Raw genomic sequence first — 13,395 nt, forward strand, 5'->3', positions numbered from 1 at the left:
CAGTTGGTAATGATGACGGTTCTCATAGGAAAAATTGCAAACCCTTGCGGTGATGGTTCTGCATTTATCTGGGGTTGCTAATTTAGCATTGGATAACTGCTTAGGCTATGAAAATTATCTGGTTTTTGTGCGTTGAGGTTGGTATAAGGGCCTGAAAAGTGCTGTTGCCTCTCTGTTGGAGGGCCCTCAAAGAAGGAATAGTTTCATTGCTTAAGTTCAGCGCAATCAAGGCTTTACAGAGCCAAAGCCACCAGGTGGTATCGTTTGCGGCGACGGTTGAGCAGATTTTGGCGATCGCTAGCATCGACCGAGTCAAGCGTGATGATCGCGGAATTCTTAATGGATTCCAGCGGCCTCAGGTGTCCAAACACATACGAGAGATCCGCGATTACCTGACTCGTCCAGATGCGGTAATGCCCAATTCAGTGGTGCTAGCGTTCACCGGTGGAGTAAGGGTGGTTGAGGGGACTGGGGCTTATGCAGAAATTGAGGTGGACATTTCATCCGGTCCGCCTGGGTTCGTTGTGGATGGTCAGCAGCGTCTTTCTGCGTTGGCTGGGATCGAAGGAAGTTCGTTCCAGTTACTCGTTTCCGCCCTTGTCTGTAAGAGCCAGGAAGAACTTCGTCGGCAATTTATTCTAGTCAATAATACAAGTCCATTGCCAAAATCGTTGGTTTACGAACTACTTCCAGGAGTGAGTGGTCTTCCACTTAGAATGACTTCTCGCTCCCGCGCTGCTCGTATCGTGGAAATGCTGAATTATGACGATAGGTCTTCGTTGCAAGGGCAAATAAAGCAGCATACAAATCCTCTAGGCGTATTAGGCGATACCTCGCTTCAGAAATTGGTGATGAACTCCCTTTCCGACGGTTACTGCCGAGAGGTTATTGAGTTGTCGGGAGGTGAAGATCTTTGTTTTTTAGCTATTAGCGAATTTTTCCAGGCGGTCCAAGAAGTATTTGGAGATGCTTGGCATGGGCATACTCCCAAAAGTTCGCGCCTCGTCCATAGTGCAGGGATTATCTCTATGGGGTTCGTCATGGAACAGTTGTGTGCTACAGGAGCGCCATTGGCTCCAGTGTTTAAGTTGGGTCTGAAAAAATTGCAAGGCTATACTGCTTGGACGTCTGGTTCGGGAGATTGGTTTTTCAAAACTGGCAACCGGCCGTGGAATGGAATCCAAAATCTACATGGCGACATTCATCTGCTGACTGATCATTTGACTAGGGTGCTCCGGAGTTCGGAATTAATAGCTGGTTGAAGAGTAGATACTGCTAATTTTCGGAGGTGTTATGACTGTGTTAAAGTCCTCAGGTAAATCTGCAGCACTGGCCAGTGAAGTCAGTGTAAAAGAATTCTCAGAGCTAATTCTTCATTTGTCCATGGCTTTTCAGGAGGCATTGAGAAGGCTGGCAGGGCAAGATGCGGCTTTCCCTTCTGAAGGTTATGGTATGTTGACTGAAGCTTATGGCTTGCGGACGCGTGCGAACATTCTCTACTTAACGCCTTCCACGCATGTAGTCCAAGATTTGAATTTTACTCAAGCGACTATGCTCGAGAAATTTGAAGAACTATTGAGTTGCCTTGGTAATGTGACTGATTTACATGTCGTTAACTCTATGTTGGTTTCCGTGCTTACTATTGCTTCAGCACTGGGTGATGGGCGAGCTAAAGTTGTAGAGTTTTTGTTCGAAAATTTATGTTGTGACCTTGACTTATGGAAGGCTTGACGCGGCGGGTTGCAGGGGAAGGTGGGGCCTGGACAAGAATACGGCGCAACTGACCACGCTTTTTGCGCTGTCGAATATGTGGATGCTTCGCCGGAGTTGTTAACCATTGCAGGAGAGGTGAGCCTGTAGTGCGCAAGAGCCAGGGCAAAGCCCTGGTTTTGAGCCGATTGATGGCTGAAAATTGGTCTGGCTGCGTCAAAACGCTGCTCATCACACACTCAGGGCAGCTTGTTAGGTGTTTTCCTAACGGTTGGCAATTGTGTTGAACCTAAATTCAAGCGCCGGGCGACTAGGGCGCTCGGCCTCATTTTCCGGTATATACAGCGATCGCCCTTCACTCGAAACATACTCGCTATCCCTCAGTACCTCGGAAATTTCGATTCGCAAATCGGCTGGATTAATCCAAAGCAATCCCAGGTCAAATAGGGTATGAACATCTGCCCTGAGCAGCAGGCCATTGGATACGACATTCGTTGCATCGCCCAGGTAGGGATGGATATGAGCGGCTTCCAGCACCTGCTGTAACGAGCAGGCTGTGATGGCGCATCGTCCTTGATAGGCCTTTAGCAATTGCTTTCTGAATTGAGGTTGACCGCGTCGGCGGACGATGGACGCTAAGGTGCGTGTGCGCGCATCACTGAGATCGTCGGGGTTGAACTCGCCTTCAGTGCTGAACTGTTGCTCGATCTTGGCTGACAGCGCTTCATCAGCGGTAGCCTGTTTGCGACTTAATACAAAGGAGGTAGGAGCGCTGCCAGAATGTCTCTGGTAGGTGAAGATACCCTCGTATTTAAAGCCCGCATGTGGATATTCGTACTTTGCTTTCCGATAGAAAAGCAGTAGCTCCAGACCTCGCTGGCGGTGATCCGAAATGAGCGCATCGGTTCGCCCCATGCGCTGGCCTTGCATATGGAGAATATCGCCCTCCAGCGCATCAACGTACTGAGTTCTGTCGGATGTTTTATGCTCAGTAATGAACAGCCAAACGGAATCTAATCCCTTGGGACGAAATATGCCGGTGTTGAGTGTGGCATCTTTTATATCGAAAAGAGCCCTAAGGTCGTCTCGTGTATAAACGGCGCCTGGCTCCAAGCGCTCCGATGCCAAAAGCCCGTGCGGTTTTATGTTTGGCGTTGGGGTGATTGGAGTGGTCACGGGCGGCTTCCTTGCGTGTGGCGTAGGCGAAGGGCTGATACCCGCTTTCGCCTCTCTTAGAGATGCCCAACACCTTACTTCCTTCAGACTAAATGCGGAAGAGCGTAGGAAAATTCCGTTTGGTGTGTAGGCCTAAGCCGCAGTGGGCCGAGCTATGGGGGTAGAGATGGGCTTGCTACGAAGTGAAAGGCGCGTAACTCTTGCAAGTCAGTCTCTGGCTGACGAAAGGAAAGCAATTGGAGGTACCATCGTGTTTGTTCGCCCCATAGCCGCACATGAATGGCGGCTTTATCGGAGTCTGCGTTTGCGGGCACTGCGATAGTCACCGGACGCATTCGCAAGTACCTACGAGCGTGAGGCAACTCGAAGCGACGATGATTGGGAAGCTCGTGTCTCAGCTGTAGCAACCTCCAGCAGTGCACAGGCTTTTTTTGCTTTTCAGCACGCCGGCCCTTGTGGCTTGGTGTGGTGCAAATCATCAGAAGCTGAGTCAGGTGTCGTCGAGGTTTTTCAGATGTGGGTAGACCCCGTCTCACGTGGTGTTGGGGCCGGTCGGGCTCTGCTGGTAAGAGCTATTGCTTGGGCTGAAAGTCGAGGGGCGCAACGTATACGCTTGGGCGTGACGATCGCAGATTCGCCGGCGATGCGCCTGTATCGGACAAATGGATTTTGTGACATCGGCTTGCCGGAACCTTTGCGCCTAGGTTCTTCTTTGAGCTCTCAGTCGATGGAACTGAATCTAGGTTTAGGCTCTGGTACTGATAGCCCTGCTCAATAGCTGCTGCGGCTGAGTTGTGGTGTTGGCCTGTGAAGCGGGAATTTTTAGTCGCATGGCTCCAGCGGAAGAAACGCCTTCAGAGATTTCTGAAGGCGGCCCTGAGTAAGGAGTAGGCGGTTCAGCGCATCATGCCCAGCTCGGCATCATCCATCAGCGCCTTAGCCAATGCGCAGAGGTAATGCGAAGCCCAGATCAGCTGGGGTTTGTCTTCCATCAAGCCGTCCAGGGTCATATCCCGTGCATAGCCCATCAGCTCCGAGGCTTGTTCGCGGGCGCTCTGGCAGGGGATGCCTGCTTCGATGCGGAACAGCGGATGGGTCTGGTTTTCACCTTGGTAGAAGGTGGTTTTGCCGACGGTGAATTTGGTTTCTTCTGTGGTCATTGTTCATTCTCCCCGAAATCTCTCGTGCCTGGGCTGGCCTCATCGCTGGCAGGCCAACTCCCACAGGTGCTGCATAGGCCTCGAGATCTGTGGCGCAGCTCAGATCTATGTGGGAGCCCGGCTTGCCGGCGATAGGGCCGGACCAAGCGATACATCAATGGAGCCTTAGTGCAGAGTCCGAGGCTCAGTAGGCATCTGCACTTGGACTATGGCGGACTCAAGCAAAGCTCGCAGGGTCTCCAGCTCATGCATCGAGGCCATCATCAGAATCGACGCGGGCGATTTGGGCTGCAGCAACATTGCCTGATGCACGACGGTCGCAGCACAGAGCGCATAATCCGTGGCCTGGATCAGGGTATCTTCGAGGGATTGGAGAGTGTGGGGTGGATCAGGAACTATTTTTAGCATCGTACTGTGTTCTCGGTGGGGCCACCGCCAGCCCGCTGTCAAACGGAAAGGTGGCAGCTGTGCATGGGTTGACAGACCGGCGAACACAGAAACCGGCGCACGCGAGCGTGCCCCATGCACAACCGCCATAAACGGGTATGCACTGTGTATCGTCGCGGCCTGTCAAAGCCGGTCGTTGATATGCAACGACGGACCGAGACTAGAACGCTGAAAAAACGACCGCAACGAAAAACAGGCGCAGGGAGTATCTTTGGGAAATGGCCTACAAGGAAGGGGTTAATTCTGACTTTTTTTGCCCATTCACCTTCAGAGCCTGCAACGCCGGCTGCTCTGTTAACGGTTCGTGGCTCTCAAAAAGCTTTCCACAAGCAAATCCCTGTATCCAGTTATGTCGCGATGCCAACCAACGGTCCAGCATGGACTTTCGCCACTCAAGCCTTGAAGCTGACCCGCTCGCATCTGGACCAAGGCAGGTCACGGGCTTGCCCCTGACAACGGACGCCAAGTCACAGCTCATGGAATGCACCGAAGATGACTATCGAAGCTTTTACCCCTTTCCAGCGCTTTGCCGCTGACCTGCTGAAGCATCTACCGGCTGACCAGCCAGATGGCTCCCACGACCTGTCCCATATCCATCGCGTGTGGGTCAACGCGCAACGGATACAGCGCGTAGAAGGCGGCGACCTGGAAGTGCTGCTTGCAGCGACTGTGCTGCATGATTGTGTCGCAGTAGAAAAGAACTCGCCCTTGCGTGGGCAGGCGTCAACGCTGTCCGCACAAAGGGCGGCGTCAATCCTGGCTGATATGGGCTGGCCCTTGCAGCGCATCGAACAGGTGGCGCATGCAGTCAAAACCCACAGCTACTCGGCTGGCTTTGAACCACTCACCCTTGAGGCCAGGATTCTTCAGGACAGCGATCGCCTGGACGCCATAGGTGCAGTGGGTATCGCCCGGTGTTTTTACGTTTCCGGGCGAATGGGGTCGGCGCTGTACGATTTCGAGAACCCCGCGGCGTGGGGGAGGGAGTATCAGGACAAGGCGTATGCGGTCGAGCACTTTCATACCAAGCTGCTCAAGCTTGCGTCAGGGTTTAAAACTGCTGAAGGGGCTCGGCTGGCTGCTGAGCGCCATGCTCGGCTTGAAGTGTTTCTTGCGGATTTCATGGATGAGATCGGGGCTGGCGGGGCAGGGGCAAGTGGGTAGGTTCCGAGATCTTCGGCAGTTTGAATGCGCTAAATCGGTCTCATGGAATAGCATATGACTGATTGAGCTAGCAGGGGCTCTGTGGGAGCGGGCGCGCCCGCGAACACCGGCGCAGCCGGTGCCAACCACCGCGTTGAGTTCTTCGCGGGCATGCCCGCTCCCACAGGCGCCGCGTCGCGCTTGCGAGTTGAGCTCTCTGCGCGATAGCGCAACCCAAGGGCCGGGCGATCTCTTACAAATCGTGTACTTGTCTCGAAAACGACGCTGGCCAGGTGGTCGGTATCTCGGGCGCAACCAGACAATTTACTAGAGGGATGCAGCGGGGGGCGCAAAGTTGTCACGCGCTTCAAGTGCGATGCCTAGGGGTAGATAATTGGCTTGGCTGTTTGTCGTGTGTCTGTGTGGCCATGTACTTGTCCAGACTTTCCTCTCGGGTGTCTTCCTCTGGCTTCCAGTAGTAGGCCTAAACGGTTTGGTGATGAGTTAGAACAGGCGCACTGTGGCTGGTACCGAAGCTGGCGCTAACGCAATAGTCTCTAACAAAGCAAGGCGTGGCTTTCGGAACGGTCCTACATACTAGGCGATATTTTTTCTATAGCCTCCAAGCCTTTCCCTTACAAGGAGCTGGCGAAGTGGCCTATTGTCTCCGAAATTTTAAACATGTTGATAGGTGATCAAGTAAGAGTCCAGCTGAGGAATAGGTGATGGCATGGTTATTCATTTTGTGCACCGTGTTCAGTGTGTGCGGTGCATTCATTTTGCGTACCAAGTGCTCGGGGCCTCATCTCGGTTATGGGCTATTCTGTCTGTGCTTGCTATACAATATCTTCTTTGTTGTTACATACATGAGGATATTGGAGTTTCAGCAGTTTTTGTTTTTGGGATATCAGCCTGAATTCCTCAAGAAAAATATCATGGTGGGGTGGGTTGCTCTGGTAGGTGTGTTCTTACACTGTGGGGCAATGCCTACCAGGGGCGCTACGTAGAGCCACTGGGTTGCGCATGACCAATTGACTCAGGCCTGGTTGAACGCTTCGCGGGCACACCTGCTCTCACAGGGTGCCGGGTAATAGGTTTAAAGCTCGGACCATGCCCGTCTCAGAATGGTGGTGCTACATATACAACCCGGTTTCGTCCATTCTGTTTGGCGTCATAAAGTCCCCTGTCAGCGCGTTCCAGTGCGTCGTCCAGCGTTTCACCCTTGGCAAACAGGGTGCACCCTACGCTCACGCTCACCTTCAACGGGCCACAGGGCAACTGCATCGGGCTGGCACCCACCTGTTCGCGAATCCGCTCAGCAATCCGCGTCAGTTCTTCGCTGTCTTTAACATGCAAAATAGCGACGAACTCCTCACCCCCATGGCGCACCAGCAGGTCATCGGGGCGAAGTGCTGCGCGCAGGCGACGGGCAGATTCGCAAAGCACTTTGTCACCGCCGCCATGGCCGTACTTGTCGTTGATGGATTTGAAGTGATCCAGGTCGGCATAAACCGCGCCCAGTTGTAAGCCGTTCACCTCTGCCAATCGCCGTTCATGGTCTTCAAACGCCGACAGCGCGCCGCGGTTCCACAGTTGCGTCAAAGGGTCGAGCAGGGCTTTGCGCTGCTCGCGATCCATTTCAAGCCGCAGATCGCGGTTCACCTGCGCCAAGGTGCGCAGCTGCAGATACCCCTCGGCGAGCGTGGCCAGGTCCCTGAAGTTCGCTTGTTGAGCCTCGCTGAGCACGCGCGGGTGAGGATCGAACATGCACAGCGTGCCGATGGCTTTGCCGTTGCCGGCGCGCAAGGGGTGGCCGGCGTAAAAGCGGATGTAGGGCGGGTTGAGCACCAGCGGGTTGTCGATGAATCGCCCGTCGCACTTGGCGTCGGGCACCATCAGGGTACCCTCGCCGAGAATGGCGTAGCCGCAAAAGGAAATACTGCGCGTCGTCTCGCTTGCCTCAAGCCCTATGCGGGCCTTGAACCACTGTCGGTCCTGGTCGATCAGGCTGATAAGCACAGTATCCACATGGGCCAGGTCCTGGGTAAGCCGCACCAGGGTATCGAGGTAGTGCTCGGCTGGTGTATCGACCAGGTTCATGTCATCGAGCGTGCGCTGGCGAAGCGCTTCGTCTGCGGGTAAAGGGCAAGCTGGCATCGTTGGTCCTCCATTCCCTGGTTGGCTGCTGTTGCACCTGGCGGGGGCGCGTTCTCTATACCGTCGAAACAAGCACAGCATAGGTTATAGCGTGGAGCCTTGGACTGCAGGTGCGGCTGGCCATTTCTTGCCGAGAGTGTGATTTCTTTCGCTCGATCTTCGTCAAGATTGCTACCCCTTCGCCGTCGTCTGGGGACTGATACAGGGCCTTTCATGCAAACGCTGTTGAACGAGATTCTCGAAGAAGTACGTCCCTTGATCGGCAAGGGCAAAGTGGCTGACTACATTCCCGCGCTGGCCAATGTGCCGGCGAACCAGCTGGGCATCGCGGTCTATGGCAACGATGGCAGCTATTACTGCGCAGGCGACGCCCTGGTGCCGTTCTCGGTGCAGAGTATTTCCAAGGTGTTCAGCCTGGTGCAGGCGATTGGGCACTCGGGGGAGGCCATTTGGGAGCGGCTTGGCCATGAGCCTTCCGGGCAGCCATTCAACTCGCTGGTGCAGCTGGAGTTCGAGCGTGGTCGGCCGCGTAATCCTTTTATCAATGCGGGTGCGTTGGTGATCTGCGATATCAACCAGTCGCGCTTTGCTGCACCCACTTTGTCGATGCGCGATTTTGTGCGACGGCTATCGGGCAATCCGCACATCTCGATCGATGCTCGCGTTGCCGATTCGGAGTATCAATTCCGCGCGCGCAACGCGGCCATGGCTTACCTGATGCAGTCGTTCGGCAACTTCCATAACGAGGTGGAGACGGTGCTGCGCAGTTATTTCAGTTACTGCGCGCTGCAAATGAACTGCCTTGATCTGGCTCGGGCGTTCTGTTTCCTGGCTAACGATGGGTTCTGCAAGCACAGCGGTGAGCAGATTCTGACCCGGCGCCAGACCCAGCAGGTGAACTCGATCATGGCCACTAGCGGGTTGTATGACGAAGCAGGGAATTTCGCCTATCGGGTGGGGTTGCCAGGTAAGAGTGGCGTGGGGGGCGGGATTGTGGCCATCGTGCCGGGGCAATTCACCGTGTGCGTGTGGTCGCCGGAGTTGAATGCGGCGGGTAACTCTCTGGCGGGGATGGCGGCGCTTGAGTTGCTGAGCTCGCGGATTGGGTGGTCGGTGTTCTGATTGGCGGGCTCGCTTGTTGTGCGACGCGGCGGTGTGGCGGTTTGACTTACCTGTGAAGAATCCAACGCGGTGTATGGCACCGGCTTCGCCGGTGTTCGCGGGTGAACCCGCTCCCACAGGTACTGTGGCTGCGTTGAAGGCTGTGGTGATCTTGTGGGAGCGGGCGAGCCCGCGAAGAATGCGACGCGGTGCATGGCACCGGCTGTGCCGGTGTTCGCGGGCATGCCCGCTCCCACAGGTACTGTGGTTGCGTTGAAGGTTGTGGTGAGCCTGTGGGAGCGGGTTCGCCCGCGAACACCGGCGCAACCGGTCCCATACACCCCGTTGCATTCTTCGCGGGCGCGCCCGCTCCCACAAGATCACCACAGCCTTCCACGCAGCCACAGTACCTGTCGGAGCGGGCATGCCCGCGCCCACAGGTACTGTGGCTGCGGTGATGGCTGTGGTGAGCCTGTGGGAGCGGGCATGCCCGCGCCCACAGGTACTGTGGCTGCGTTGAAGGCTGTGGTGAGCCTGTGGGAGCGGGTTCACCCGCGAAGAATGCAACGCGGTGTATGGCACCGGCTGCGCCGGTGTTCGCGGGTGAACCCGCTCCCACAGGTACTGTGGCTGCGTTGAAGGTTGTGGTGATCTTGTGGGAGCGGGCGTGCCCGCGAAGAATCCAACGCGGTGCATGGCACCGGCTGTGCCGGTGTTCGCGGGTGAACCCGCTCCTACAGTGGAGCTTTCCTGAGTGAACGAACTCAGGCCCCCCCACCAGCTATCTCCCGAGCAACCCAGCCCTTGAACGCCTCCGCCACCGGCGATGGGTGCATCGCGCCTGATTGGGCCAGCACCACTTTTTGCGGTGATACCTCTTCCAATAATGGCCGGCATAGCAGCGGTGTACCGTCATAGCAGTGGTCCCCCGCGGGCCGGGTGCATGACAGGGCAACCCCGTAGCCATGCGCGACGAGGCCCCGTTGCATCTCGAAGGTCTGGGTGTATTGCTGAGTGCGCGGTTGCAGGTTGTGCGCCCAAAACAGTGAAAGAAAATACTCACGCGTTTGTGCGATGTCCTCAAGAATCAAACACTCTTGCGCCAGCTCATGCAGCGGTATCTCGGCCAGGTGGGCCAGGCGGTGGTCAGTGGCGATCAGTGCGTAGGGCTTCAACTCAGCCAGTACCTGGCGGGGCAGCAAGGGATCAAGGCCAATGTCATAAGTCAGCGCGAGCTCGGCTTTACCGGCGCTCAAGTGGCGGTGTACGCCTGCCAGGTCAGTCTCGAAAAGCGTTACGTCGACATCGGGATACTGCCTGCGAAAACTCGAAAGCAGCCGCGGCGCGTAATAGGGGCCCAGGTCTTGAAAGCAGATGAGCGACAGGTTGCCGCGAAGCGAGCCGCGCGTGGTATCCGCGTTCTGATTCATGGCAATGGCCATGCCGATGATATCGCGTGCCTGGGCCAGTAAACGCGTGCCCGCTGACGTCAGCTCCAGCCCGCGGCTCACCTGGCGCCGGAACAGCCGCTCGTTCAGCGCCTCTTCCAGCTGGGCGATCGCTACCGAAACCGATGGCTGTGAAACGTGCCGGGCTCTGGCCGCAGCGCTGATGCTGCCGTGTTCGGCCACGGCGACGAAGTACTCGAGCTGCCTGAACGAGAACCCTATCATCTTTTCCTATACTCGGGATTAGGAAATATATTCTTTTCCTATTGTGGCTGAAAAGCAATACTCGCGGTGCACCTTGCTTATTCCGCTTGAAAACTGGCAGTGGTGCTGTTGCCCAATAAAAAGACCAAAGGGTGCTTATGAAACAGTCCGCCGAATTTCAACTGACTGACGAAACCATCGAGGCGTTCCAGCGTGATGGTGCTGTCTGCGTACGTAATTTGTTCACGCCGGAAGAAGTTGCACTGCTCGAAACCGGCATCGAACAGAACCTGAAAGCCCCAAGCGAGCGCGCTAAAGTGGCAAGCCGCCCCGATGACCCGGGTTGGTTCTTCGAAGACTTCTGTAATTGGGGGGATATTTCGGCCTATCGCCAGTTCATCTTCGAAAGCAGGGTAGGTAGTGTTGCAGCGCAACTCATGAACAGTGAGACAGCCCGGCTTTATCACGATCACCTGCTGGTCAAGGAGCCGAACACGCGCCAGCGAACGCCCTGGCATCAGGACCAGCCGTACTACAACATCGACGGGCGGCAGAACTGCAGCATGTGGATGCCAGTCGACCCGGTCTCGAGAGAATCCACCCTTGAATTCGTAGGGGGCTCGCACCTTGGGCCGTGGCTGATGCCGCGCAGCTTCCTTGACAGCCAGGCGCAATGGTTCCCGGAAGGCAGCCTTGCGGACTTGCCGGATATCGAGGCCGATCGCAGCGCCTGGAACATCCTCGGCTGGGACCTCTCCCCAGGCGATGCGGTGTTCTTCCACATGCTCACCTTGCACGCCTCGGGCGGTGTCGGGGGCAATCGTCGGCGTCGTGCCTTCTCGGTACGTTTCCTGGGCGATGACATTACTCACGCACCGCGCCAGTGGAAAACCTCGCCACAGTTTCCCGGCCTCGAAACGCAACTCGCCAGCGGTGCCCAAATGAACCACGAACTGTTTCCGGTGCTGTGGCCAAGGGCTTGATGATTGGAATGCTGCGTGCCTGATAAAACCGCACGGCATTAGCGTTGTGCGGACCTGATAATAAAACCAAGAAGGTATCTATGAGCGCTCAATCTTCACACCAGTTGAAGCGGGGTCTCTCTACCCGGCATATTCGTTTCATGGCGTTAGGTTCTGCTATCGGTACGGGGCTGTTCTATGGCTCGGCATCGGCAATAAAGTTGGCAGGGCCTTCAGTTTTGCTGGCCTATCTGATAGGTGGCGCAGCCATTTACATGATGATGCGTGCCCTTGGCGAAATGGCGGTTCATAACCCGGTGTCAGGCTCGTTCGGGCATTATGCCAGCCAGTATCTGGGGCGTTACTTTGGCTTTCTGACAGGTTGGAGCTACGCGTTCTCGATGTTGGTGGTTTGCCTGGCAGACGTGACGGCCTTTGGCGTTTACATGGGGCTGTGGTTCCCTGAAACACCTGCCTGGATCTGGGTGCTTGGGATAGTGTTCTTTATCGGGGCGCTGAACCTGTGCAGCGTGAAAGTGTTCGGGGAAATGGAGTTCTGGCTGTCGTTGCTGAAAGTGACCGCGATCGTTGCCATGATTGTGGCAGGCGCGGCTGTGCTGCTGTTGGGTATACAGTTGAATGACGATGCAGGCACGGTTGCCGGAGTCTCGAATCTGTGGAGCCACGGCGGGTTCTTCCCTAATGGCGTCAGTGGGATGATCGCTTCGTTCACTGTCGTGATGTTCGCCTTTGGCGGGGTCGAAATGATCGGCATCACCGCAGGCGAGGCAAGGGACCCGAAGCGCGTGCTGCCCAAGGCTATCAACTCGGTGCCTCTGCGCATCCTGCTGTTCTACATTCTTACCCTGTTCGTACTCATGGCCATTTACCCTTGGACCAGCATCGGCAGCCACGGTAGCCCGTTCGTGCAGATCTTCAGTGGTCTTGGCATCAGTTCAGCGGCTACCGTGTTGAACATCGTGGTGATTTCAGCTGCTGTTTCGGCGATCAATAGCGATATCTTCAGTGCTGGGCGGATGATGTACGGAATGGCTCAGGACGGCCAGGCGCCAGCCGGTTTTGCATCGTTGTCACGTTTCGGTGTGCCGTGGATGACGGTTGCAGTGATGGGCGTCGCGCTGCTTCTGGGCGTGGTATTGAACTACCTGGTGCCGGAAGACTTGTTCCTGGTTCTTGCGGCGGTGGTCACGTTCTCCATTGTCTGGGTCTGGTTGATGATCCTGCTTTCTCAAGTGGCCATGCGGCGCGGCATGAGCAAGGAGGAGGTGGCAGCACTGGATTATCGTGTGCCGCTGTGGCCGGTAGGGCCAGCTTGCGCGATTGCTTTCATGGTGTTCATTTTTGGCGTGCTCGGTTGGTTCCCGGCCAGCCGCACAGCCATGTATGTCGGGGTTGGCTGGTTGGTGCTGCTATCCCTGGGTTACTGGTTGTGGGGTATGCGTGCGCCACGTCATGTGTCGGCCAGCGCTTGAGGCATTGAACCAAACTGTGGGAGCGGGCTTGCCCGCCCCCACAGGTACTACAGCTGAATTGAAGACTGTGGTGAGCCTTATCTTCTAGGCCCCCGGGGGGGGGCATCGGCCCTCTCATTCAGATGGGGCAGTACGGGATTCGCGGTCAATATCCTCCGGCCAAAGAACCTTAGGTGCCAGGCAATGCATGTGGCTCAGGCCATCGTCATCGTTCCAGTCACGGGGTGGGTGTACGAACTTCGGCAGGGCTTCGGGGCCTTGCTGCATGAATAGTCGGGCGATGGCCCAGTAGGCTTCGCCTTTGTAGAGGTCATAGGTGAAGAACACACGGTCGATGACTTCGTTGGTTTCCGGGTTGCGGACCGACAGCATGACGTTTTCGATCAGCCCACCG

12 protein-coding genes and 2 pseudogenes are annotated in these 13,395 nt (G+C 56.1%); 8 read left to right on the forward strand and 6 right to left on the reverse strand.

Going from position 1 to position 13,395, the window contains the following annotated elements:
• Window positions 1-206 precede the first annotated feature (206 nt).
• The 3 genes and pseudogenes from dbpB to RYH74_RS26590 all read left to right on the forward strand — a co-directional run.
• Complete coding sequence (gene dbpB, locus RYH74_RS22515) at window positions 207-1,262, forward strand: DGQHR domain-containing protein DpdB (RefSeq protein WP_317410170.1); 1,056 nt, start codon at window positions 207-209, stop codon at window positions 1,260-1,262.
• A 31-nt stretch (window positions 1,263-1,293) separates the two neighbouring features.
• Window positions 1,294-1,731, forward strand: coding sequence for a hypothetical protein (locus RYH74_RS22520; RefSeq protein WP_317410171.1), 438 nt, complete (start codon window positions 1,294-1,296; stop codon window positions 1,729-1,731).
• A 25-nt stretch (window positions 1,732-1,756) separates the two neighbouring features.
• Window positions 1,757-1,860 (forward strand): annotated as a pseudogene (locus tag RYH74_RS26590) (IS5/IS1182 family transposase); the annotation flags it as partial.
• 114 nt (window positions 1,861-1,974) lie between these two features.
• On the opposite strand, the gene RYH74_RS22525 reads toward RYH74_RS26590, so the two are convergent.
• Window positions 1,975-2,886 carry an HNH endonuclease gene (locus RYH74_RS22525; RefSeq protein ID WP_317410172.1) on the reverse strand — a complete coding sequence of 304 codons (912 nt, stop codon included), beginning with the start codon at window positions 2,884-2,886 and terminating at the stop codon, window positions 1,975-1,977.
• Between the two features lie 373 nt (window positions 2,887-3,259).
• Between RYH74_RS22525 and RYH74_RS22530 the strand changes: the two are divergent.
• Window positions 3,260-3,664, forward strand: a pseudogene (locus tag RYH74_RS22530) (GNAT family N-acetyltransferase); the annotation flags it as partial.
• Between the two features lie 118 nt (window positions 3,665-3,782).
• Here the strand turns inward: RYH74_RS22530 and RYH74_RS22535 are convergent.
• Both RYH74_RS22535 and RYH74_RS22540 read right to left on the reverse strand, forming a co-directional pair.
• Window positions 3,783-4,046, reverse strand: a complete 264-nt coding sequence (locus RYH74_RS22535) for a DUF3077 domain-containing protein (RefSeq protein WP_003256566.1) — start codon at window positions 4,044-4,046, stop codon at window positions 3,783-3,785.
• Between the two features lie 165 nt (window positions 4,047-4,211).
• Complete coding sequence (locus tag RYH74_RS22540; RefSeq protein WP_085705675.1) at window positions 4,212-4,454, reverse strand: hypothetical protein; 243 nt, start codon at window positions 4,452-4,454, stop codon at window positions 4,212-4,214.
• A 531-nt stretch (window positions 4,455-4,985) separates the two neighbouring features.
• Between RYH74_RS22540 and RYH74_RS22545 the strand changes: the two genes are divergently transcribed.
• The gene (locus RYH74_RS22545) at window positions 4,986-5,657 is read left to right on the forward strand and encodes an HD domain-containing protein (RefSeq protein ID WP_317410173.1); all 672 of its coding nucleotides are present in this window, start codon (window positions 4,986-4,988) and stop codon (window positions 5,655-5,657) included.
• Window positions 5,658-6,755: 1,098 nt separating this feature from the next.
• On the opposite strand, the gene RYH74_RS22550 is transcribed toward RYH74_RS22545, so the two are convergent.
• Window positions 6,756-7,793, reverse strand: a complete 1,038-nt coding sequence (locus RYH74_RS22550) for a sensor domain-containing diguanylate cyclase (RefSeq protein ID WP_317410174.1) — start codon at window positions 7,791-7,793, stop codon at window positions 6,756-6,758.
• Between the two features lie 213 nt (window positions 7,794-8,006).
• On the opposite strand from RYH74_RS22550, the gene glsB reads away from it, so the two are divergent.
• Window positions 8,007-8,915: a glutaminase B gene (gene glsB / locus RYH74_RS22555; RefSeq protein ID WP_317410175.1), complete on the forward strand. Its 909-nt coding sequence runs from the start codon at window positions 8,007-8,009 to the stop codon at window positions 8,913-8,915.
• A 743-nt stretch (window positions 8,916-9,658) separates the two neighbouring features.
• Here glsB and RYH74_RS22560 read toward each other — a convergent pair.
• Window positions 9,659-10,567 carry a LysR family transcriptional regulator gene (locus tag RYH74_RS22560; RefSeq protein WP_317410176.1) on the reverse strand — a complete coding sequence of 303 codons (909 nt, stop codon included), beginning with the start codon at window positions 10,565-10,567 and terminating at the stop codon, window positions 9,659-9,661.
• Between the two features lie 137 nt (window positions 10,568-10,704).
• Between RYH74_RS22560 and RYH74_RS22565 the strand changes: the two genes are divergently transcribed.
• Window positions 10,705-11,529 carry a phytanoyl-CoA dioxygenase family protein gene (locus RYH74_RS22565; protein ID WP_317410177.1) on the forward strand — a complete coding sequence of 275 codons (825 nt, stop codon included), beginning with the start codon at window positions 10,705-10,707 and terminating at the stop codon, window positions 11,527-11,529.
• An 80-nt stretch (window positions 11,530-11,609) separates the two neighbouring features.
• Entirely contained in the window at window positions 11,610-13,001 is a 1,392-nt protein-coding gene (locus tag RYH74_RS22570) for an amino acid permease (RefSeq protein WP_075044763.1), read from the forward strand.
• A 114-nt stretch (window positions 13,002-13,115) separates the two neighbouring features.
• On the opposite strand, the gene RYH74_RS22575 is transcribed toward RYH74_RS22570, so the two are convergent.
• The coding region (locus RYH74_RS22575; protein ID WP_317410178.1) for a DUF6708 domain-containing protein at window positions 13,116-13,395 on the reverse strand (280 nt) is incomplete at its 5' end.

Origin of the sequence: Pseudomonas sp. LSJ-87 (assembly GCF_032971465.1) — a bacterium.
In the GTDB taxonomy this organism is placed as follows: Bacteria; Pseudomonadota; Gammaproteobacteria; order Pseudomonadales; family Pseudomonadaceae; genus Aquipseudomonas; species Aquipseudomonas putida_Z.